Source organism: Streptomyces sp. Ag109_O5-10, from assembly GCF_900105755.1.
Classification (GTDB): Bacteria; Actinomycetota; Actinomycetes; order Streptomycetales; family Streptomycetaceae; genus Streptomyces.
On sequence record NZ_FNTQ01000001.1, the window covers coordinates 5,413,597 to 5,435,157 of the forward strand.

The 21,561-nt window shown below is 71.9% G+C and carries 18 protein-coding genes; 9 read left to right on the forward strand and 9 right to left on the reverse strand.

The window, feature by feature from the left end; all coding sequences use genetic code 11:
* Positions 1-135: 135 nt before the first annotated feature.
* The gene (locus BLW82_RS24875; RefSeq protein ID WP_093501880.1) at positions 136-3,501 is read right to left on the reverse strand and encodes a S41 family peptidase; all 3,366 of its coding nucleotides are present in this window, start codon (positions 3,499-3,501) and stop codon (positions 136-138) included.
* A gap of 167 nt (positions 3,502-3,668) precedes the next feature.
* On the opposite strand from BLW82_RS24875, the gene BLW82_RS24880 reads away from it, so the two are divergent.
* The 3 genes from BLW82_RS24880 to BLW82_RS24890 all read left to right on the forward strand — a co-directional run bounded on the left by BLW82_RS24880 (position 3,669) and on the right by BLW82_RS24890 (position 7,259).
* Positions 3,669-4,271, forward strand: coding sequence for a TetR/AcrR family transcriptional regulator (locus tag BLW82_RS24880; RefSeq protein WP_093501881.1), 603 nt, complete (start codon positions 3,669-3,671; stop codon positions 4,269-4,271).
* A 124-nt stretch (positions 4,272-4,395) separates the two neighbouring features.
* The gene (locus BLW82_RS24885) at positions 4,396-6,615 is read left to right on the forward strand and encodes an MMPL family transporter (RefSeq protein WP_093501883.1); all 2,220 of its coding nucleotides are present in this window, start codon (positions 4,396-4,398) and stop codon (positions 6,613-6,615) included.
* A gap of 122 nt (positions 6,616-6,737) precedes the next feature.
* Positions 6,738-7,259, forward strand: coding sequence for a YbaK/EbsC family protein (locus BLW82_RS24890; RefSeq protein ID WP_093501885.1), 522 nt, complete (start codon positions 6,738-6,740; stop codon positions 7,257-7,259).
* Positions 7,260-7,282: 23 nt separating this feature from the next.
* Here BLW82_RS24890 and BLW82_RS24895 read toward each other — a convergent pair whose 3' ends face one another.
* On the reverse strand, positions 7,283-7,549 hold the full coding sequence (locus BLW82_RS24895; RefSeq protein WP_093501887.1) for a hypothetical protein: 267 nt from the start codon (positions 7,547-7,549) through the stop codon (positions 7,283-7,285).
* A 265-nt stretch (positions 7,550-7,814) separates the two neighbouring features.
* On the opposite strand from BLW82_RS24895, the gene BLW82_RS24900 reads away from it, so the two are divergent.
* From BLW82_RS24900 to BLW82_RS24920, 5 genes are all read left to right on the forward strand, one after another.
* Complete coding sequence (locus BLW82_RS24900) at positions 7,815-8,762, forward strand: ABC transporter ATP-binding protein (protein ID WP_093501889.1); 948 nt, start codon at positions 7,815-7,817, stop codon at positions 8,760-8,762.
* Positions 8,759-10,120, forward strand: coding sequence for an ABC transporter permease (locus BLW82_RS24905; protein ID WP_093501891.1), 1,362 nt, complete (start codon positions 8,759-8,761; stop codon positions 10,118-10,120). Before BLW82_RS24900 ends, BLW82_RS24905 begins: the two co-directional genes overlap by 4 nt.
* A gap of 14 nt (positions 10,121-10,134) precedes the next feature.
* Entirely contained in the window at positions 10,135-12,888 is a 2,754-nt protein-coding gene (locus tag BLW82_RS24910; protein ID WP_093501893.1) for a bifunctional YncE/alkaline phosphatase family protein, read from the forward strand.
* Between the two features lie 151 nt (positions 12,889-13,039).
* Positions 13,040-13,921 carry an NAD(P)-dependent oxidoreductase gene (locus BLW82_RS24915; protein WP_093501895.1) on the forward strand — a complete coding sequence of 294 codons (882 nt, stop codon included), beginning with the start codon at positions 13,040-13,042 and terminating at the stop codon, positions 13,919-13,921.
* Positions 13,922-14,034: 113 nt separating this feature from the next.
* Positions 14,035-14,310 (forward strand): DUF1876 domain-containing protein, encoded by a 276-nt coding sequence (locus BLW82_RS24920; protein ID WP_093508247.1) that lies wholly within the window; start codon positions 14,035-14,037, stop codon positions 14,308-14,310.
* A 33-nt stretch (positions 14,311-14,343) separates the two neighbouring features.
* Here BLW82_RS24920 and BLW82_RS24925 read toward each other — a convergent pair whose 3' ends face one another.
* The 6 genes from BLW82_RS24925 to BLW82_RS24950 form a co-directional block, all read right to left on the reverse strand.
* Positions 14,344-15,504, reverse strand: coding sequence for a serine hydrolase domain-containing protein (locus tag BLW82_RS24925; protein ID WP_093501897.1), 1,161 nt, complete (start codon positions 15,502-15,504; stop codon positions 14,344-14,346).
* Positions 15,505-15,609: 105 nt separating this feature from the next.
* Positions 15,610-16,014, reverse strand: a complete 405-nt coding sequence (locus tag BLW82_RS24930; protein ID WP_218162417.1) for an organic hydroperoxide resistance protein — start codon at positions 16,012-16,014, stop codon at positions 15,610-15,612.
* 223 nt (positions 16,015-16,237) lie between these two features.
* On the reverse strand, positions 16,238-16,711 hold the full coding sequence (locus BLW82_RS24935; RefSeq protein ID WP_093501901.1) for a MarR family winged helix-turn-helix transcriptional regulator: 474 nt from the start codon (positions 16,709-16,711) through the stop codon (positions 16,238-16,240).
* A gap of 10 nt (positions 16,712-16,721) precedes the next feature.
* Positions 16,722-17,474: an energy-coupling factor ABC transporter ATP-binding protein gene (locus BLW82_RS24940; protein ID WP_107408572.1), complete on the reverse strand. Its 753-nt coding sequence runs from the start codon at positions 17,472-17,474 to the stop codon at positions 16,722-16,724.
* Entirely contained in the window at positions 17,462-18,223 is a 762-nt protein-coding gene (gene cbiQ, locus BLW82_RS24945; protein WP_093501903.1) for a cobalt ECF transporter T component CbiQ, read from the reverse strand. Before cbiQ ends, BLW82_RS24940 begins: the two co-directional genes overlap by 13 nt.
* 1 nt (position 18,224) lies before the next feature.
* The gene (locus BLW82_RS24950) at positions 18,225-19,259 is read right to left on the reverse strand and encodes an energy-coupling factor ABC transporter permease (RefSeq protein WP_093501905.1); all 1,035 of its coding nucleotides are present in this window, start codon (positions 19,257-19,259) and stop codon (positions 18,225-18,227) included.
* Between the two features lie 176 nt (positions 19,260-19,435).
* Between BLW82_RS24950 and BLW82_RS24955 the strand changes: the two genes are divergently transcribed.
* Positions 19,436-19,783 (forward strand): SsgA family sporulation/cell division regulator, encoded by a 348-nt coding sequence (locus tag BLW82_RS24955; protein ID WP_093501907.1) that lies wholly within the window; start codon positions 19,436-19,438, stop codon positions 19,781-19,783.
* A 40-nt stretch (positions 19,784-19,823) separates the two neighbouring features.
* Here BLW82_RS24955 and BLW82_RS24960 read toward each other — a convergent pair whose 3' ends face one another.
* Positions 19,824-21,494 (reverse strand): penicillin-binding transpeptidase domain-containing protein, encoded by a 1,671-nt coding sequence (locus BLW82_RS24960; protein WP_093501909.1) that lies wholly within the window; start codon positions 21,492-21,494, stop codon positions 19,824-19,826.
* Between the last annotated feature and the right edge of the window lie 67 nt (positions 21,495-21,561).

Consider the following 21,561-nt stretch of genomic DNA (forward strand, 5'->3'; position numbering starts at 1 on the left):
CCGGGGCGGTGGTGGTTCGGGGGACGCGTGCGGGGCGGTGGCGGTGCGGGGGACGGGTGCGGGGCGGTGGGGGCTTGTCGCGCAGTTCCCCGCGCCCCTTCGGCGGAAACGCTGTCCGGCGTCCCGAGAAGAGTCTCAGGAAGACCGTGGCGGAAGCTTGGGACGGGAGCGGTCGGGGACGTCGCTGTAGTCGGGTGGGACCGCTGCCGGGTGGTCGGTGAGGAGGTCCAGGGCCAGTTGGATCGCGTCGTCCATCTCGACGTGGCGGCCCTCCGCCCAGTCCATCGGGGTGCGCAGGACCTCCAGGTCGGGGGCGACGCCGTGGTTCTCGACGGACCAGCCGTAGTCCTCGAACCAGGCCGCGTTCATCGGCACCGTGATCACCGTGCCGTCGCCCAGGCGGTGGCGGCCGGTCATGCCGACGACTCCGCCCCAGGTGCGCTGGCCGACGACCGGGCCGAGCTTCAGCAGCTTGATCGCCGCCGTGATCATGTCGCCGTCGGAGGAGGTGGCCTCGTCGGCCAGCGCGACGATCGGACCGCGCGGGGCGTTGGAGGCGTACGACACCGGCTGGGCGTTCCTCGTCAGGTCCCAGCCGAGGATGGTCCGGGTGAGCTGATCCACGACGAGTTCGCTGATGTGGCCGCCCGCGTTGCCGCGCACGTCGACGATGAGCGCCGGCCGGGAGACCTCCATCCGCAGGTCGCGGTTGAACTGGGCCCAGCCCGAGCCGCCCATGTCCGGGATGTGCAGGTAGCCGCACTTGCCGCCGCTCATCTCCCGTACCACCTCACGGCGTTTGGCCACCCAGTCCTGGTAGCGCAGCGGCCGTTCGTCGATCAACGGGATGACGGCGACCCGGCGCGACGGCCCCGACTCGCCCTCGCCCGGGGCGAACGTCAGCTCCACCGTCGTGGCCCCCGCCCCCGCGAGCAGCGGGAACGGTCCGGCCACCGGGTCCACCGGTCTGCCGTCGATGTGGGTGAGGACCGCGCCCTCCCGGATGCCGGTGCCGGCGAGCGGGGAGCGCGCCTTGGAGTCGGAGGAGTCTCCGGGCAGGATCCGCTTGACCGTCCAGCCGCCGTCCCGGCGTACGAGGTTGGCGCCGAGCAGGCCCTGGAAGCGCTGGTAGTGCGGCGGGCCCTCGTTGCGGCGGGCCGGGGTGACATAGGCGTGCGAGGTGCCCAGCTCGCCGAGGACCTCGCGGAGGAGGTCGGCGAAGTCGTCGGGGGACGCGACCCGTTCGACCAGGGGCCGGTACTGGTCGAGCACGCCGTCCCAGTCGATGCCGCACATCCCGGGGTCCCAGAAGTAGTCCCGGATGAGGCGGCCGGCCTCGGCGTACGACTGGCGCCACTCGGCGGGCGGGTCGACCTCGTGCAGGATGCGGCGCAGGTCGATCCAGACGGTCGTGTCGCCGTCGCCGGACTCGGTCGACGGCACGGCCCGCAGCTCGCCCTCGTCGACCACGACCAGCCGGCTGCCGTCGCCGCTGACCGTGAACCAGTCGAGGTGGTCCACGAGTTCGGACTTCTTCGCCTTGGTGATGTTGAAGTACTCCAGGGTCGGCCGCCCGCTGGTGTCGGCCGGGTTGACGAAGGTCTCGCCCAGCGCGCCCGAGATCGGCCAGCGCAGCCAGACCAGGCCGCCGCCCGCGACCGGGTACAGCGCCGAGTACTTGGAGGCGGTGACCGGGAACGGGGTCACCCGGCTCTCCAGCCCCTCCACCTCGACCGTCACCGCGCCGCCCTCGCCGGGGCCCTCGTCCTCGACGGGGTCCAGGCCGCCGGCGGCCGGCCGCCCGTCCGGGTTGAGCGCGAACGGGGAGGGGGTCGCCGAGGAGAGCGGGACCAGGTAGGGGCGGCAGCCGAGCGGGAACGACAGGTCGCCGGTGTGCACGTCGTACACCGGGTCGAAGCCGCGCCAGGACAGGAACGCGAGGTAGCGGCCGTCACGGGTGAAGACCGGGTTCTCGTCCTCGAAGCGGCCGTTGGTGACGTCGATGACGAGCCGGTCGCTGATGCGGGCCATCTTGATCTGCCGCAGCGAACGGCCGATACCCGGATGCGACCAGGTCAGCCATGACCCGTCCGGTGAGAAGGCCAGATCACGGACCGGCCCGTTGATCGACTGGATCAGCTCGGTGACCACGTCGTCGGAGTCCGCACCGTCGACAGGGTCGATGTCGACGGGACCGGAAGCGTCAATGCCGTCATCACCGTCACCTCCGTCAATGCTCTCAACACCGTCGACGGCGTCGGCTCCGTCGGCTTCGGCGACGTCACCCACCTCCTCGGTCGCGTCGATGAGCAGCAGCCGGCCGTCGTGTGCCGCCACCGCCAGCCGTTCGCCGAGGGGGTCCGAGACCAGTTCGAGCACCCGGCCCAGCTTTCCGCAGGCAAGGCGGCGCGATGGGCGGGCGCCGGTCGCCCGGGGCAGCTGGGCGATCTCGACGGCGTCCTCGCCGCCGGCGTCGGTGACGTAGGCGATCTGCCCGGTCGAGCCGAGCATCTCGGGGAGCCGCACCCGAACCCCCGGGGTGTCGGCGATGGTGCGGGCCGGTCCGTCGCGGTGGGTGAGCCAGTACAGGCTGCCGCGTACCACGACGGCGCTGGCCCGTCCGGTCTCGTCGACGGAGACGCCGTCGACGTGCTGGGCGGCCGGCACCTGGTACGGGCGGCGCCCGGCCCGGGCCCCGGAGAGGCGGACGTCGAGGCGGCGCGGTGCGGCGTCCGGGCCGAGGTCGTCGACGAGCCAGAGGTCGCCCGCGCACTGGTACACGACCCTGGTGCCGTCGCTGGCGGCGTGCCGGGCGTAGAAGGCGTCGTGGTCGGTGTGCCGGCGCAGGTCGGAGCCGTCGTAGGCGCAGGAGTAGAGGTTGCCGACGCCCTCGTGGTCGGAGAGGAAGGCGATCCGGCCGCCGACGAACATCGGGGAGTCCAGGTGGCCGCCGATGCCCTCGAGCAGCCGCTGCCCGTGCAGCCACAGCCGGCCCATGGCGCCGCCCCGGTAGCGCTTCCAGGCGGCCGGCTCGTGCGGCGGGGTGCCGGTGAGCAGCAGCGTCCTTCGGTCGCCGGCGATGTCGGTGACCTGGATGTCGGCGACCGGCCCCCAGGGCAGTTTGCGGCCCGGGTCGCCGTCGGGGGAGACCTTGTAGGCCCAGGTGAAGTAGGAGAAGGGCTGGCCGTGCGAGGCGACCGCCAGGATGTCCCCCTCCGGCGTCCAGCCGCACACCCGGGTGTCGGCGCTGCCCCAGTACGTCAGCTGCCGGCCGGGGCCGCCGCCGACGTCGACCAGATGGATCTCGGGCACCAGGCTCCGCCAGCTCGTGTACGCGATCCGGCGGCCATCGGGGGAGAAGCGCGGATGGCCGGTCTTGGTGCGGTCGACGGTGAGCCGCCACGCGCGGCCCGGGGCGTCGAGCGAGGTCAGCCAGAGGTCGTCCTCGGCCACGAAGCACAGCAGGTCACCACTGAGATGCGGCATGCGCAGATAGCTCACCTTCCCATGCTTTTCCGGGGGCGGAGGGCCAGCAACTCGTGGCAGCTCCCGGATTTCCCGTCCGCGTGAGACAGCACACGTACGAAACGGTTTCGTTTCTGTAGATCGCAGGGTATGTTCGTGGTGTAGGCACCAAGGCGACAGAGGAGCAACGAAGGGTGAGTGGCATGACTGAGGTCGCAACGGCGCGTCGCAGTCGCATCACGCCCGAGCGCGAGGCCGAGCTGTACGAGGCCGTGCTCGACCTGCTCCGCGAGGTCGGCTACGACGCCCTCACCATGGACGCCGTCGCCACCCGCACCAAGTCCAGCAAGGCCACCCTCTACCGCCAGTGGGGCGGGAAGGCCGAACTGGTGGCCAAGGCGGTCCGGTACCAGAAGCCGGGTGCCGCGCTCGACGAGACCGACACCGGCTCGCTCCGCGGCGACCTGCACGCCATGACGCTGCGCTCGGACGACTGCGAGATGGAGCAGAGCTCCGCGCTGATGCGGGGCCTCGCCATGGCGATCCACGGCAACCCGGATCTCCTGCGGGCGTTCAAGGAGCACCTGATCGAGCCCGAGATGGCCGGTTTCCGGACCGTGCTGCAGCGGGCGATCGACCGGGGCGAGATCCGTGCGGACAACCCGGCGATCGAGTTCGTGATGCACATGATGATCGGCGGATTCGCCGCCCGCTCGCTGATCGACGAGCAGCCGCCCACCCAGACCTTCCTGCTCTCGTACATCGACGCCGTGGTGCTGCCCGCCCTCGGCGCACCCACCTGCTGACCCATCCCCGCAGCCAGCCCACCTGACGTCTCCGCTCACGTCGTCGGGCCGATCACCCCTGCCACCCACCGGGTTGATCACCCCTGCCCTGAAAACCCCACGACCTGACCGGGAGTACGCCCCCGTGGCCACGTTCCTCTACAAGCTCGGCCGGTTCGCCTTTCGGCGACGGCACTATGTCGCCCTCATATGGGTGGCGCTGCTGATCCTCGCCGGCGTCGCCGCCGCCTCCGCCCCCGCGGCCGGCTCCAGCTCCTTCTCGATCCCCGGCACCGAGGCCCAGAAGGCCTTCGACCTGCTGGACCAGCGCTTCCCCGGCTCCAGCTCCGACGGCGCCACCGCGCGCGTCGTCTTCAAGGCACCGGCCGGCGAGAAGATGACGGACCAGCTCAACAAGGCGACCGTCAGGAAGACCGAGAAGGAACTGGCCGCCGGCTCCGAGGTCACCTCCGTCACCGACCCCTACAAGCAGCACGCCGTCAGCAAGGACGGCACGGTCGCCTACGCCTCGGTGCGCTACGACGTCTCCGGCACGGAGCTCAAGGACTCCTCCCGCGACGCGCTGGAGGCGGCCGGCCACCACGCCGAGAAGGCCGGGCTGACCGTCGAGGTCGGCGGTGACGCGCTCCAGTCCGGGGCCGACGCGGGCGGCGCCGGTGAGGTCATCGGTCTCGCCATCGCCGCCGTCGTCCTCGTCATCACCCTGGGCTCCCTGGTCGCGGCCGGACTGCCGCTGCTGACGGCGATCATCGGCGTGGGCATCGGCGTCTCCACCATCACCGCCCTCGCCAAGACACTCGACCTCGGTGACACCACGTCCACCCTGGCGATGATGATCGGTCTCGCGGTCGGCATCGACTACGCGCTGTTCATCGTCTCCCGCTACCGCGGCGAGCTGGCCGAGGGCCGCGACCGCGAGGAGGCGGTCGGCCGCGCGGCCGGCACGGCGGGCTCGGCGGTGGTCTTCGCGGGCCTCACGGTCGTGATCGCGCTCGCGGGTCTCTCGGTCGTCGGCGTGCCGATGCTGACGAAGATGGGCCTCGCGGCGGCGGGCACGGTCGTGGTCGCCGTCCTCATCGCACTCACCATGATCCCGGCGATGCTCGGCTACGCCGGCCGGAAGGTCAGGGCCACGGGCGAGAAGCGCCGGACGCACGCCCATGCCACCCCGAAGGACAAGCCCGGCCTGGGCGCCCGCTGGGCGAGCTTCGTGGTCCGCCGCCCGGCGGCCGTGCTGCTCCTCGGCGTGGCCGGCCTCGGCGCGATCGCCCTCCCGGCCACCCAGCTCGAACTGGGCCTGCCCGACGACGGCTCGCAGCCCACGTCCACGACCCAGCGCCGGGCCTACGACCTGCTGTCGGAGGGCTTCGGCCCCGGCTTCAACGGGCCCCTGATGATCGTGGTCGACGCCAGGGGCAGTGACGCCCCCAAGAAGGCGGCCACCAAGGTGGCCGCCGACATCAAGGGCCTCAAGGACGTCGTGACGGTGACCCCGGCGGCGTTCAACCCGGCCGGCGACACCGCGACGATCACGGTGATCCCGGACTCCAAGCCGTCCTCGGTGCAGACCGAGGACCTGGTGCACGCCATCCGCGACCAGGGTGCCGACGTCAAGGCCGACACCGGCGCGCGGGTCCTGGTCACCGGCACCACCGCGATGAACATCGACTTCTCGCAGAAGCTCAACGACGCCCTGGTCCCGTACCTGGCGCTGGTGGTCGGCCTCGCCTTCCTCCTCCTGATCGCGGTCTTCCGCTCCATCCTGGTCCCGCTGAAGGCGGCCCTCGGCTTCCTGCTCAGCGTGCTCGCCGCGCTCGGCGCCGTCGTCGCGGTCTTCCAGTGGGGCTGGCTCGGCGGCCTGCTCGGCGTCGAGCAGACCGGCCCGATCATGTCGATGATGCCGATCTTCATGGTGGGCGTGGTCTTCGGCCTCGCCATGGACTACGAGGTGTTCCTCGTGACCCGGATGCGGGAGGCGTACGTCCACGGCGAGACGCCCGGCCAGGCCGTGGTGAACGGGTTCCGGCACAGCGCGCGGGTCGTGGCCGCCGCGGCGATCATCATGATCTCCGTCTTCAGCGGCTTCATCACCTCCAGCGAGTCCATGATCAAGATGATCGGCTTCGGCCTCGCCATCGCGGTCTTCTTCGACGCGTTCGTCGTCCGCATGGCGATCGTCCCGGCCGTCCTCGCCCTGCTCGGCAAGCGCGCCTGGTGGCTGCCGAAGTGGCTGGACCGGGCGCTGCCCAACGTCGACGTCGAGGGCGAGGGCCTGCGTGCCCTGTCCGGCGAGGCCGCCGCGACCGGCAAGGAGGACGAGGACCGGGAGCTCGTACGCGTCTGACGTACGGCTCGTGACAGACCGCCGGTGAGGGTCCGTGGGGACGGGGCGCCCTCACCGGCTTCCTCGTGCACCCCGCGCTTAACCACTCGCCGCACCTTCCCCCGCCCCGTTAGCGTGCCCCCATGACGACGACAGCCGCCACTGACGCCGATGCCCAGGACTCCGGTGCCCATCCTCGTTTCGCCGCCGCGCTGGCCGAACTGGGCCTCGGGGAACTGACCTCGCGGGTCCGGCGGTTCCCGGACGCGACCCGCACCGCGGCCGAGGCCGCCGCCGCGGTCGGCTGCGAGCTGAGCGAGATCTGCAAGTCGCTGATCTTCGCGGCCGACGGGGTGCCGGTGCTGGTGCTGATGGACGGCGCCTCCCGCGTCGACGTGGAACTGGTCCGCAAGGAACTCGGCGCCGCGCGGGTGACCCGGGCCAAGGCGGACGTCGTACGGGAGACGACCGGGTACGCCATCGGCGGCGTACCGCCCTTCGGCCACCGGACCCGCACACGCGTGCTCGCCGACCGGGCGCTGCTCCACCACGACGTGGTGTGGGCCGCGGCAGGCAACCCCCACGCCGTCTTCCCCATCGCCCCCGCCGCCCTGGTGAAGCACGCCGGCGCCACCGTCGTGGACGTACGCGAGCCCACCGCGTGACCCCGGCGGTCACCGCGGTCCGATCAGTCCCGGCGGCCGGACAGCAAGCGTGTCGCCACGGCCAGCACCAGCCCGGCCGCGACGAGGTACCAGCCGAGGCGTTCCTGGGGCATCGCCGGTGACCACACCCGCCAGACCGACGGGGTGAAGGAGTCGGCCTCCAGGTAGTCCGCGTACCTCATGGGCGGCGGGTCGGTCCGGCCGCGCACCCAGAGCAGGACGCCTATGGCGGCACACGTCGCGGATATCGCGTACAGGACCGGGGCGCGGTTCGGGACGGCTCTCTTCACGGGTTCTTCCTCGGTGTCGGCGTGGCTGCGCGCGGCCGTTGCGGGCCCTGCCCGCAGGTTAGGCCACGTTCGACGGCGCCCGGCCCGATCGCCCTTGTGGCGCGGAGGCGTTGCGGCGCCGGGGCCCGGACGGCCGGTCCGCGCACAGGACTTGCCGTTGCCTTGACGAACCGTTCCTCGAACGTTCAACCGACCACCCGTGCCCGGGCTGTGTGTTCTCCATAAAGTCCCTGGCGGATTGCGGAAGAAGGGACGCACGGGACTCATGGACACACCGCACGCGGTCCGGGCCCGCGGGATCACCAGGCGCTTCGGTGACGTCGTCGCGCTGGACGCCGTGGACCTCGACGTGACGCAAGGTCAGATCCACGGCCTGGTCGGGCCGAACGGCGCCGGCAAGACGACGCTGCTCGGCCTGCTGCTGGGGCTGGCCGTGGCCGACGGCGGCCGGCTGGAGATCCTGGGCACGGCCGTCGAGCGGGCGCTCGCCGCTCCCGACGGCGTCGCCGGCTTCGTGGACGCGCCCGGTCTCTACCCCTCGCTCACCGCCCGGCAGAACCTCACCGCGCTGGCCGGACTCCGCGGCCAGGACGCGCGGCCGGCCGGGATCGACGACGTGCTCGCCGAGGTCGGGCTCACCGACGTCGCCGACGACAGGACCCGCGGCTTCTCCCTCGGCATGCGCCAGCGGCTCGGGCTCGCCGCCGCCCTGCTCACCCGGCCCCGGCTGCTCGTCCTCGACGAGCCCTCCAACGGCCTCGACCCGGCCGGCAAGAGGCACGTGCACCGCGTCCTCACCCGGCTCGCCGCCGACGGCACCGCCGTGGTGCTCTCCAGCCACCGGATGGACGACCTGGAGGCGCTGTGTTCCGAGGTCACCATCCTCGCCACCGGCCGCGTCGTCTTCTCCGGCCCGCTGACCAAGCTCGCCGCCGAGAACCGTGAACTCGACTACCGGCTGCGCACCTCCGACGCCGAGGCCGCGCGCCGGCTCGCCGCGGACGCGCCCGGCATCCGGATCGTCGACGACACCGGCCTCGGCCTGCGCAGCGACCCCGACGTGCTGGTCGTACGCGCCCTGGTGCCCGCCCTCGACGAACTCGTCACGGAGGTCGTGCGGTCGGGTGTCGCCGTGCGCGAACTCGCCCCCGTCGTCTCCCCCCTGGAAGCCGCGTTCCTCGCCCTCACCGAACACCAGGAGACCGGCCGATGACCGTTACGGAGAACGCTCCCGTCACCGGACCCGCTCCGGTCACCCGTCGCGTCCCGGTCTCCCGCGGCTACCGCTTCGAACTGGTGAAGCTGGTCTCGCAGTGGCGGATCCGGCTGCTGGTGCTCGCCTGCTGGATCGCGCCGGGGTTGTTCGTCGCGGGGGTCGGACGGCAGAGCACGCTGCCCGCCGACACGCTCTTCGGGCGCTGGATGCACGCCACCGGGTGGGCCGGGCCGCTGGTGATGCTCGGTTTCGCCGGCACCTGGGCACTCCCGCTGCTGACGTCGCTGGTCGCCGGTGACGTGTTCGCCGCCGAGGACCGCCTCGGCACCTGGCGGCACCTGCTGGTGGCGGTCCGTTCACCCGCGCGGATCTTCGTCGCGAAGTCGCTGGCCGGCCTCACCCTCATCCTGCTGCTGGTGGCCGGACTGGCCGTCTCCAGCACGCTCGGCGGCCTGGCGTCGGTCGGCGACCAGCCGCTGGTCGGCCTCGACGGCCACCTCCTGTCGCCCGCCGACGCGGCCGGACGGGTCCTGCTCGCCTGGCTCGCGGCCCTCGCCCCGGCCCTCTCCCTCGCCGCGATCGGACTGCTCGGCTCCGTCGCCCTCGGCCGCTCCCCGATGGGGCTGCTGCTGCCGCCGGTCGTCGCGCTCGCGATGTCCGTCGCCCAGATGCTGCCGCTGCCCGTCGCGGTGCGCCTCGCCCTCCCCGGCTACGCCTTCACCTCCTGGAACGGCCTGTTCACCAGCCCCGGGCAGCTCGCCCCGCTGCTCATCGCCGTCGCGGTGAGCCTGGCGTGGGCGGTGCTCGCGACGGTCCTCGCGTATGTGCTGTTCGTCCGGCGGGACTTCACCACCCCGGCCTACGACGGCTCAGGGCGCCGCGCGTTCACCCTCGGCGTGCTGCCGCTGGCCGCGCTGACCGCCGTCACCGTCGGCGCGCTCGCCGTGGCCACCCCGTCGACGGGCTCCGGGATCCGGCAGGACAAGGTGCAGAAGTCCCTCGCCACGGTCTTCGGCCACCTCTACCGGCTGCAGACAGAGCAACTGCACCGGCCCGCCGTCACGGAGGCCCAGCTGAAGGCCACGGCGGCATGCACCAAGAGCGACGGCCGGTCCGCCCAGGAGGGCGCGGGCAACGACTGGCGTTGCGTCGTCAGCTGGCACCTCCCCGGCGTCACCGCGGTCACGGGGACGGCGGTCTACCAGCTCGACATCACCTCTGACGGGCGGTTCGTGGCCGACGGCGACGGTCCCAAGGAAGTCAACGGCTACTTCCTCGTAAGGACCTCGACCGGCGACGCCCCGAATCCGCTGTGGCAGTTCGACGGCAACGTCGACCTGCTCGACACCCACTGAAGGGAAACAGTTCCGTGCAGGTAACCCGCCAGCGCCGGATCAACGAGAAGAAGCAGATCCACCTCTTCGGCAGACACGTCGGCCGCCACACCCTGCTGGTGACGGCGGGCATCGCCGTCGCCCTCGGCGTCACGGGCACCGCGGTCGCCTCGACCTACCAGTTCGGCACCCAGCAGGTCGGCCAGACCACCGCCAACGGCCAGGTCGTCTCCGCCGACCAGTACATCAACCCCTACGGCACCCGCAGTGTCATCAACGACGGCAAGATCATGTCGTCGGTCGTCAGCCCGGACGGCAGCCACCTCGCCGCCTCGATCGCGGACGGCGACGCCTCCCTGGTCGTCGTGGACCTGGCGACGGGTCAGGTCACGCAGAAGATCGGCACCAACGCGGCCGACAACCTGCGCATCAGCAGCGGCGCGGTCGGCCAGGAAGGGCCGACCTACTCGCCCGACGGCAAGCAGCTGTGGCTGGGGCAGGCGAACGGCTACACCAAGTTCACCGTCGACGCCGACGGCACCCTCGCCAACCCGACGGCCGTCACCATCGCGGCCGACGGCTCCAAGCAGGCGCTGGTGGGCGCGGCCGTGTTCTCCGCCGACGGCTCCACCGTGTACTCCGCGGTCAACGGACAGAACAAGGTGGTCGCCATAGACGCGGCGACCGGCACGATCAAGCAGACCTGGGCGGTCGGCAACGCCCCGCGCGGCCTCGCGCTCGTCGGCGGCAAGCTCTACGTCAGCAACGAGGGCGGGCGCCCGGCCAAGGCCGGCGACACCACCATCAACTCGTACGGCACCAGTGTCGTGGCGAACCCGAAGACCGGCGCCAGCACCACCGGCACGGTCAGCGTCATCGACACCGCGGACCCGTCCGCCGCCGTCTCCACCGTCGACGTCGGCCTGCACCCGACCGCCGTGTACGCGAGCAAGGGCGCGGTGTTCGTCACCAACACCGCCGACAACAGCGTCTCGGTCATCGACAGCAGCAAGGACAAGGTCGTCCAGACGATCTCCACCCAGCCGTGGCCCGAGGCGTCCGTCGGCTACGAGCCGAACGCGGTCACCCTCACCGACGACGGCCGCCTCCTGGTGACGCTCGGCCGTGCCAACGCCGTCGCCGTCTACCGCTACACCTCCGCACAGCAGCCGGCCCGCTACGTCGGCCTGCTCCCCACCGACTACTTCCCGTCGGGGATCACCGCCCTCGGCAAGAAGATCGTCGTCGCCAACACCCGCGGCGTCGACGCGCTGCGCCCCGACGCCGCCGGCCACAGCACGCACGACACCACGTCGAGCCTCACCCAGTTCACGATGCCGAGCGACCAGGTCGTCAGGTCCGAGACGAACAAGGTGTTCAAGCAGAACGGCTGGACGTCCAACTCGGTCAAGACCGCCAAGGCCAACAGCCACAAGAAGGCCGTCCCGGTCCCGAAGCGGATCGGCGACCCGTCGACGATCAAGCACGTCTTCCTGCTCGTCAAGGAGAACCGCACCTACGACCAGGTCCTCGGTGACCTGCCGCAGGGCAACGGAAACCCCGCGCTCACGCAGTTCGGCGAGAACGTCACGCCGAACCAGCACGCGCTGGCCCAGCAGTTCGGCCTGTACGACAACTTCTACGACATCGGCACCAACTCCGCCGAGGGCCACAACTGGCTGATGCAGTCCGACAACCCGGAGTACACCGAGTCGTCGGCCGGCGAGTACACCCGCAGCTACGACACCGAGGACGACGTCCTCGGCCACCAGAAGACCGGGTTCATCTGGACCGGAGCGCAGGCGGCCGGGAAGTCCGTGAAGGACTTCGGCGAGTTCCAGTCGTACGAGAGCAAGCCGGCCGGGGCGACCTGGCAGAACCTGTACTGCGACAGCAAGAACATGGCCGCGACCGGGGCCCAGACCGCCTACCCGATCAAGACGGGCTCGGCGATCCCCTCGCTCAACGACGTGTCCGTGCAGGGCTTCCCGCTGTTCGACCTCGACGTCCCGGACATCTACAAAGAGCAGATCTGGAAGCAGGACTTCGAGAAGAACGGCCCGGCGAACCTGAACATGTTCTGGTTCTCCGACGACCACACCGGCGGCCCCGCGAACGCCGCCGCCGAGGTCGCCGACAACGACCTCGCGGTCGGCCGCATGGTCGACGAGATCACCCACAGCAAGTACTGGAAGGACTCGGCGATCTTCGTCGTCGAGGACGACTCCCAGGCCGGCCTCGACCACGTCGACGGCCACCGCGCCCCGGTCCAGGTCATCAGCCCCTACGCCCAGCACGGCAAGGTCGACGACCACTACTACTCGCAGATCACCATGGTCCGCACCGTCGAGCAGATCCTCGGGGTGCACCCGATGAACCAGCTCGACAGCGCGGCCACCCCGATGTACGGGGCGTTCACCGGCAAGCCGGACGACACGCCCTTCACGGCGGTCCCGAACCGAACCTCGCTGACCCTCGGCGTGAACCCGCAGCCGGCCTGCGGCTCGGACACCCCGGCGGCCCAGAACCCCCAGGCGGCGGCCGCGCCGACGTCGGTCTCCGTCCCGGCGGCCGAGAAGACGGTCGCGGCACAGTGGCAGACATGGGCCTCGCACCAGCGGCTGACCGGCAAGAACGCGGTGCCGGACTACGCCAACCCCACCCAGATGAACCGTTACACCTGGTACCAGACCCACAACTGGACCAAGCCCTACCCCGGCGACAAGAAGATCTACGCGCCGAACGACGTGCCCGGTGCCTACCTCCCGTCCGCGGAGAACGACGGCTGAGCCAAGACCGCCCGCGCACGGGGACCCCGGCCCTCGCGGCCGGGGTCCCCGTGCGTTCTGCGGCGCGCCGCCGGGATACCCGGGCGCCGCGCGCCGGGCGGCCCCCGGTACGTCAAGCTGGCTGCGGAACGTACGAGGACAGGGAGACGTCATGACCGACAAGCTGACCGTGGGCGTGCTGGGCACCGGCATCATGGGCGCCGCGATGGCCCGCAACCTCCTGAAGGCCGGACACACCGTCCGCGCGTGGAACCGCACCCGCGCCAAGGCCGAACCGCTCGCCGCCGACGGCGCCCAGGTCACGGACACACCGGCCGAGGCCGTCGACGGCGCCGACGTCGTCCTGACCATGCTGTACGACGGCGCGACCGCCCTGGAGACCCTGCGCGAGGCCGCCGGATCGCTGCACCCCGGGGCCGTCTGGGCGCAGTCGACCACCGCGGGCCTCGACCAGATCCCCGCCCTGGCCGCGTTCGCCGCCGAGCACGGCCTGGTCTTCTACGACGCCCCGGTCCTCGGCACCCGCCAGCCCGCCGAGGCCGGACAGCTCACCGTCCTGGCCGCCGGGCCGCAGCAGGGCCGGCCGACCGTCACGCCCGTCTTCGACGCGATCGGCGCCCGCACGGTGTGGACCGGCGACGACGGGTCCACGGCCGCCGCGACCCGGCTCAAGCTGGTCGCCAACAGCTGGGTCCTCGCGGCCACGGCGGCCACCGGCGAGGTGGTCGCGCTGGCCCAGGCGCTCGGTGTGGACCCGCAGAGCTTCTTCGGCCTGATCGCGGGCGGCCCTCTCGACATGGGCTACCTGCGGGCCAAGGCCAACCTGATCCTCGACGGCCAGCTCACCCCGCCGTCGTTCGCGGTGGCCACCGCCGGGAAGGACGCCCGGCTGATCGTGGCCGCCGGCGCGAGCCACGGCGTGCGCCTGGACGTCGCCCAGGCGACCGCCGAACGCTTCGCCCGCGCCGCCGCCCAGGGGCACGCCGACGAGGACATGGCGGCCGCGTACTTCGCCAGCTTCGAGGACAAGTAGCGGGGCGGGCGCCCGCGACGGGCGCGGGCACCGGGGGCCGGGCCGACGTGACGGACCCGGTCCCTGAGGAGCACCCTGGAAGCAGCGATTCCGGAGGTGGTCCCGTGATGAACATGATGAAAACCGCTGTGGGATGGCATGTCGAGATGGAGTTCCTGGAGGACGACACGCACACACGCGCGGTGGCCCTGGTACGCCTGCCCGACGGCACCGAGGTACGGGCGCACGGCCACGCGAGCCGGCACGAGTCCGACAACAACCAGCCGAGAGTCGGCGAGGAGATCGCGGGCGCCCGCGCCCTGAACGAACTCGCCATGCAGCTGTTGTCCAAGGCGCACGGCGAGATCGACGCCCTGTCGGGGCGGCATTCGCACCCGATCAACGTGTGAGTGGTGCGCGCGGGCACGCGGTGCGCGCGGTGGTTACGACAGCGCCGTGCGCACCGCGCGTACCAGCGCCTGCGCCCGCGGGTCCGCCGTCACGCTCTTGCGGAAGCCGTTGGTGACGTAGCCGAAGGCGATACCCGACCCGGGGTCCGCGAAGGCGAGCGCGCCACCGCGGCCCGGGTGGCCGAAGGAGCCGGGGGAGAGCAGCGGGGACGCGCTGCCGTGCAGCATGTAGCCGAGCCCGAAGCGGGTGGCGACGACCAGCACCCGGTCGGGGCCGGCCGACTGCTCGCCGCGGGCCAGCTCCACGGTCTCCGGCGTGAACAGCCGTCGGCCGCCGTCGACGTCGCCGATCAGGGAGGCGTAGAAGCGGGCCAGGCCGTCGGCGGTGGCGATGCCGTTGGAGGCGGGCAGGGCGGCCGCGCGGTACGCGGGGTCGTTCTCGTCCGGGAGCGGGTCGATCGCGCCGAACGCCCGGCGGGTCAGCGAGCCGGGGTCGGCGTACGCCTCGGAGACGGCCCGCTTGGGCCGGGTCCGCAGCGCGCCCGCGCTCTCGGGTGCCGGCACCGGCCCGACGCGCCCCACGCGCGCCTGCTCCGCCTCCGGCAGCCCGAGCCACAGCCCGGCGCCGAGCGGTCCGGCGATCTCGTCCGCGATCCACTCGCCGACGGTCCGCCCGGTCACCCGCCGCACCAGTTCGCCGGTCAGCCAGCTGTACGTCTGCGCGTGGTAGCCGTGGTCGGTGCCCGGCTCCCACACCGGCGCCTGCGCCGCCACGGCGGCCGCGCCGAGGTCGGGGTCGGCGGCCTCCGCGGGCGTGAGCGGCCGGTCCAGCACCGGTACGCCCGCGGAGTGCGCGAGCAGCTGCCGCACCAGCGTCCGCTCCTTGCCGGCCGCCTTGTACTCCGGCCAGTGGTCGCCCACCGGCGCGTCCAGGTCCAGTTCGCCGCGCTGGTGCAGGAGCAGCAGGACGGCGGCGGCGACGCCCTTGGTCGCCGAGCGCACGATCTGGGCCGTGCCGTGCTCCCACGGGGTGTCACCGTCGACATCCCTGCTGCCGCCCCACAGGTCGACGACGCGGCGCCCGTCCCGGTACACGGCGACCGCGGCGCCCCGGTCCCCGAGCTGCTCGAAATTGGCCGCGAACGCGTCCCTGACCGGCTCGAAGCCCTCCGCCACAGTGCCGTGCACGTCCACGTCCGGATCCCTCCGCCTGCCCTCTTGCCGGTGACAGTGAGGGAAACAGGGCCGTGCGGCCCCGGATTCCTCGGTACGAACGTGGTGTGCGGCACGTGCCCGGGGTCAGCCGAGCACGATGGTCACCTCGATGTTCCCGCGCGTGGCGTTCGAGTACGGGCACACCTCGTGGGCGGCGTCCACCAGCTTCGCCGCGATGTCCGCGTCCAGCACCGGGAGCGAGACGCTGAGGGCGACGGCGAGGCCGTAGCCGCGCAGCTTGTTGGGGCCGATGCCGACCTTCGCGGCGACCGTGGAGCCGGTCAGGTCGTAGCCCGCGCGGTTGCCGACGAGGATCAGCGCGTTGTGGAAGCAGGCGCTGTAGCCCGCCGCGAACAGCTGCTCCGGGTTGGTGCCGTTGCCGTCCCCGCCCAGCTCCGGCGGCATTGCGACCTTGAGGTCGATCTGACCGTCCTGGCTGCTGACATACCCGTTCCGGCCGCCGTGCGCGGTGGCCTCTGCGACATACATGATCTTCGTCGGACGAGAGTCGACGGTGGCGCCTTCGATCACGGCGGGACCTCCCCCAGGGCGGAAACAGTGGTGGGCAACACAGGAGTGTGCAAGCACATCGTGCACAAGGTACCGACCGGTAGGAACCCCTGTGGCCACCAGGGGGTGAAAACCGTGGGTAACGGCTCTCGGCTGTCGCGGCCGCACGGCCATCGGGTCACGACGGCCGAAAGGCACCCGGCTACGACGGCCGCGAGGCCGCCCGGCCCGCCCGTTCCGCCAGGTCCCGCAGCTCCTCGCGCAGCCGGGCCACGTCGGACCCGTCGAGCCCCGTCGTCGTGAGCAGGGCGCCCGGGATGCGCGCCGCGCGCTCCCGCAGTTCCTCCGCGCGCCCGGTGCATCCGACGAGCACCGAGCGCTCGTCCTGCTCCGAGCGCTCCCTGCGTACCAGGCCCGCCCCCTCCAGCCGCTTCAGCAGCGGCGACACCGTGCCGTAGTCGAGCCGGAGCGCCTCCGCCAGCTCCTTCACCGTGGTCTCGCCCCGCTCCCACAGGACGAGCAGCACGAGGTACTGCGGGTAGGTGAGCCCGAGTTCGTCGAGGAGCGGCCGGTAGGCGGCGGTCACGGCGCGCTGTGCCGCGTACAGCGCGAAGCACAGCTGGTCGTCCAGCCGCGGCGGCCCCGCGGGGGTCCCGGCGTCCTCTTGATGCGTCACGCGCCCATTGTCACGGACGCGGGACGAACCCGAAGGGAAGTTCGAGACGGTGGGCGCGCATCAGGGCCTCGTCGGCGAGGAGGTCGGCGGTGGGCCCGTCGGCGGCGATCGTGCCGTTGCTGAGCACCAGGGAGCGCGGGCACAGCTCCAGGGCGTACGGCAGGTCGTGGGTGACCATCAGGACCGTCACGTCCAGGGCGCGCAGGACGTCGGCGAGTTCGCGCCGGGAGGCCGGGTCGAGGTTGGAGGAGGGCTCGTCCAGGACGAGGATCTCCGGCTCCATGGCGAGGACGGTCGCCACCGCCACCCGGCGGCGCTGCCCGAAGGACAGGTGGTGCGGCGGGCGTTCGGCGAAGCCGGCCATGCCGACCTGTTCCAGGGCGGCACGCACGCGTGCCTCCAGCGCCGCGCCCTTCAGTCCGGCCGCCGCCGGTCCGAACGCCACGTCCTCGCGGACCGTCGGCATGAACAGCTGGTCGTCCGGGTCCTGGAAGACGATGCCGACCCGCCGTCTGATCTCCGCCATGTGCCGCTTGCCGACGGGCAGTCCGGCCACCGTCACCGTGCCGGCGCCGCCGTCCAGGATGCCGTTGAGGTGCAGCACCAGGGTGGTCTTCCCGGCGCCGTTCGGTCCGAGCAGCGCGACCCGTTCACCGCGCGCGATCGAGAAGTCCACGCCGAACAGGGCCTGGTGCCCGTCGGGGTAGGCGTAGGCGAGGCCGGAGACCTCCAGGGAAGCCGGAGCAGGGGTCACAGGGCCCATCCCAACAGGCAGACGACGAGAGCGGACAGCGGCAGCGCGAGGGCGTACGACCACTCGGCCCGGGAGGCGGTCACCTCGTCGACGACCGGCATCGAACCGGCGTACCCCCGGCTCACCATGGCGAGGTGGACGCGTTCCCCGCGTTCGTAGGAGCGGATGAACAGCGCGCCCGCGGACTTCGCGAGCACGCCCCAGTGGCGCACGCCCCGCGCCTCGAAGCCGCGCGAGCGGCGGGCGATCCGCATCCGGCGCATCTCGTCGGTGATGACGTCGCCGTAGCGGATCATGAAGGAGGCGATCTGGACCAGCAGGGGCGGCAGCTTCAGCCGCTCCAGGCCGAGGAGCAGATCGCGCAGCTCCGTGGTGGCCGCGAGGAGGACGGAGGCCGCGACGCCCAGCGTGCCTTTGACCAGAACGTTCCAGGCGCCCCAGAGGCCGTTCACGCTGAGCGAGAGGCCCAGCACGTCGGTCCGTCCGCCCTCCGCGACGAACGGCATCAGCACCGCGAAGGCCACGAACGGCACCTCGATCAGCAGCCGCCTCAGCAGGAAACCGGCGGGCACGCGCGCGTGCCGCGCGACGACCGCGAGCAGCACGGCGTACAGCGCGAACGCCCACATCGCCGTGCGCGGGGTCGAGACCACGACGACCACGAAGGCGACGGCGGCGGCGAGCTTGGTGTGCGGCGGCAGCACGTGCACGCGTGAGTGCGCGTGCCGGTAGAGCCGGTGCGCGTGCCCTGCACCCACCTCAGCGCACCTCCGAAGGCGTGCCGGTACGGCGCCTGCGCACCGCCCAGAACACCGCGCTGCCCGCGACCACGGTCGTACCGACCCCGATCACGCCCGCGAGGCCGCCGGAGAGCCGGGCGTCGGAGACGTCCTCGACGCCGTAGTCGGCGAGCGGGGAGCCGGCCGAGGCGTGCTCCCTGGTCTTGGAGTCGATGCCGTGGTCGTGGGCGACCTTCTCCAGGCCGTCGGGGCTGGCGGAGGCGTAGTAGCTGACGAACCCGCCGAGCACCAGGGAGGCCGCCAGGCCGCTGATCCACAGCCCGCGGCGGGAGGTGCGCGCCGCCGCGGGCGCGGTCGGCTCCGGCGCGTCCACCAGCTCGCCGTGCACGCGCAACTTCAGCCCCTGCCGCAGGCCGCGCGCTCCGTACACCAGGTCGGGACGTACGGCGATCACCGCGCCCACCGTGAGTGCGGTGATCGCGGCCTCGCCGACGCCGATGAGGACGTGCACGCCGATCATCGCGCCGGCCACCTTGCCGATGGCGACGTCGGTGGTGCCGCCGACCGCGTAGAGCAGGGTGAAGGCGCCGGCCGCGGCGGGTACGGAGAGCAGGGCGGCGACGAAGGCGGCGCCGGTCACCGAGCGCCGGCCGCGGGGGAGGGCCTTCACCAGGCCGCGGAAGACGGCGTACGCGACCACGGTGGTCACGACCGCCATGTCGGTGATGTTGACGCCGAGCGCGGTCAGCCCGCCGTCCGCGAACAGGATGCCCTGCATGAGGAGGACCACGGACACGCACAGGACACCCGTGCATGGGCCGACGAGTATCGCGGCGAGCGCCCCGCCCAGCAGATGGCCGCTCGTTCCGGCCGCCACGGGGAAGTTGAGCATCTGTACGGCGAAGATGAACGCCGCCACCAGGCCGGCCAGCGGCGCGGTGCGCTCGTCGAGTTCACGGCGGGCCCCGCGCAGGCTGACCGCCAGGGCGCCGGCCGCGGTCACGGCGGTGGCCGCGGAGGTGGGGGCGTCGATGAATCCGTCAGGTACGTGCACGGTCCGATTTTAGGGTCCTATTGCGAAGCTTTTGCAAGAGAGAGAAGGTCGTCACATGCGGAGTCGACGGCGGCGGGCGGCGACCTCCGCAAGCGCATCACGGAAAATGTGCGACATTGGATAACGAAGCGGATGCACAGCTTTCGCACAGGTCACGGAGCGTAAAGGGCAGTCCGATGTCTGTAGTCGAACAGTATGCGCGAGCCCACATCGTCACGGACGAAGACGCGCGAGACGATCCGGGCGCGGTGCCCGTCGTCCTGCGCTACGACCCCGACGCCGATCCGAGGACGGTACACATCGGTCTGCCCGGCACGGACGAGTGGACGTTCTCGCGCTCGCTGCTGGAACAGGGCCTCAGGGCCCCGGCGGAGAGCGGCGACGTACGGGTCTGGCCGCTGGGGCGGGTCCAGGCCGTGGTGGAGTTCCACTCCGACCACGGCACGTCGGTGGTGCAGTTCGAGTCGAAGGCGCTGCTGCGCTTCCTCAGGCGCACCTACATGGCGACCCCGGTGGCCGGCTGACCGATGCCGTCGGGGCGATCAGCCGGTGCCGTCGGGGCGCTCAGAGGGACGCGCCCAGCTTCAGCAGTGCCGCGACGATCGGCCCCGCCGTGTCGCCGCCGTGGCCGCCCGCCTGGACCACGCCCGCGGCGGCGAAGTCGCCGCAGTAGGCGGTGAACCAGCCGTTCGGCTTCTTCTGGCCGTCCACCTCCGCCGAGCCCGTCTTGGCGCCGCAGCTCGAACTCAGGCCCGACATCGCCTTGGCCGCCGTGCCGTAGCCCGCCGTGTACTGCATGACCTCCTTCAGCTGCGCCTGCGTCTTCGAGGACATGGTGCGCGAGGCCTTGGCGAGCGTCCGTTGGTCGACGCTCGGGTCGACCAGGTACGGCTGGTGGAAGGAGCCGGTGTCCACCGTGGCCGAGACCGAAGCCATGTTCAGCGGGTTCATGCGCACCCCGCCCTGCCCGATCAGCGAGGCGCCCATCTGCGCGCCGCTCTGCACCGGCACGGAGCCGTCGAAGGTCGGGACGCCGATCGCCCAGTTGTTCATGCCGAGGCCGTAGACCTGCTGCGCCTCCGTCGTCAGGTCGCCGTTGGAGAGCTTGGGCGCGAAATCGATGAAGGCGTTGTTGCAGGAGGCGCCGAAGCTCAGCTTGAACGTGCCCTGCTTGATCTCGGAGTCGTCGTCGTTGTGGAACGTCCACCCGGCGAGCTTGTACGTCTTCGGGCAGGGGTGCGAGGCGTCGGGGGTGATCAGCCCCTTCTCGAACAGCATGGTCGACGTGACGATCTTCATCGTGGAGCCGGGCGCCAGGGAGCCCTGCAAGGCGACGTCGAATCCGTGGCTGGAGTTGGCGACGGCCAGGACCTCGCCGGTCGACGGGCGCATCATCACGACCGAGGCGTTCTTCTGCGTGGTGACCTGCCTCTCGGCGGCCGCCTGGAGGGTCGGGCTGAGCGTGGTCCTCACGGTGCCCGGTGTGCCCTTGCTGAACTCCAGGAGCGTCTTGTCGGACAGCTTCGCCTTCTCGGACGCCGCGCCGCGCACCACGCGCAGTTCGACGCCCGCCTTGCCGCCGGCCTTCTTGCCGAACTTCTCCCGCAGCCCGTCGAGCACCGAGCCCAGTGACGGGTACTTGGCGGTGGTGATCTCCCCGCCGTCCCGGTCCAGCGCCTTGATCGGCGGGGTGCCGGACTCGCCGGTGACCAGGGTGTCGCCGTCCGCGAGGTCCGGGTGGACGACCGCGGCGTGCCAGTTCACCACCGGTTTGCCGTCACTGGTCCGCCGGATCACGGTGAACGCGGAGTCGTACGACAGCGGCTTGCTGACGCCCTTGTACGACACCGTCGCCTTCACGGAGAACGGGACCTTGGCGCCGGTACGGGTGCCCTCGGTGAGGGTGACGCCCGTGACGTGGGCGTCCTTGGCGTAGCCGGTGAGGAGTTTGACGCACGCCTTGCTGTCGTCGGTGACGGCGGCGGCCTGCGTGACCTTGCCCTGCTGCCAGGACGACAGGAAGGTGCGCGCCGTCGTCTGCACCTCGGTGGCCGAGAGCGGGCCGGTCTTGACGGCCTTGTGGTCGGCCGTCCTCGCCGTCGACGCGTCGGCGGACCCGCCGTCGTAGAGCGCGTAGAGGCCGAAGCCCACGCCGCCGACGACGACGGCGATCACCCCGCCGATGACGGCGGGTCTGTGCTTCCGTCGCTCGGCGACGCGCCTTCTCTTGCCCACTGGTCAGTTCCTCCGCGCATTCCCCAGGGTCCCCGCCGCCCCGTAGCCCTCACGCTCCCCAACGACG

What these genes read in the sequence shown, in the direction of transcription:
- BLW82_RS24880 (WP_093501881.1), top strand. Translation starts at nt 3,669, where the DNA reads ATGACTGAGGTCGCAACGGCGCGTCGCAGTCGCATCACGCCCGAGCGC.
- BLW82_RS24890 (WP_093501885.1), top strand. Translation starts at nt 6,738, where the DNA reads ATGACGACGACAGCCGCCACTGACGCCGATGCCCAGGACTCCGGTGCC.
- BLW82_RS24900 (WP_093501889.1), top strand. Translation starts at nt 7,815, where the DNA reads ATGGACACACCGCACGCGGTCCGGGCCCGCGGGATCACCAGGCGCTTC.
- BLW82_RS24905 (WP_093501891.1), top strand. Translation starts at nt 8,759, where the DNA reads ATGACCGTTACGGAGAACGCTCCCGTCACCGGACCCGCTCCGGTCACC.
- BLW82_RS24915 (WP_093501895.1), top strand. Translation starts at nt 13,040, where the DNA reads ATGACCGACAAGCTGACCGTGGGCGTGCTGGGCACCGGCATCATGGGC.
- BLW82_RS24920 (WP_093508247.1), top strand. Translation starts at nt 14,035, where the DNA reads ATGATGAAAACCGCTGTGGGATGGCATGTCGAGATGGAGTTCCTGGAG.
- BLW82_RS24930 (WP_218162417.1), bottom strand. Translation starts at nt 16,014, where the DNA reads ATGTATGTCGCAGAGGCCACCGCGCACGGCGGCCGGAACGGGTATGTC.
- BLW82_RS24940 (WP_107408572.1), bottom strand. Translation starts at nt 17,474, where the DNA reads ATGGGCCCTGTGACCCCTGCTCCGGCTTCCCTGGAGGTCTCCGGCCTC.
- BLW82_RS24955 (WP_093501907.1), top strand. Translation starts at nt 19,436, where the DNA reads ATGTCTGTAGTCGAACAGTATGCGCGAGCCCACATCGTCACGGACGAA.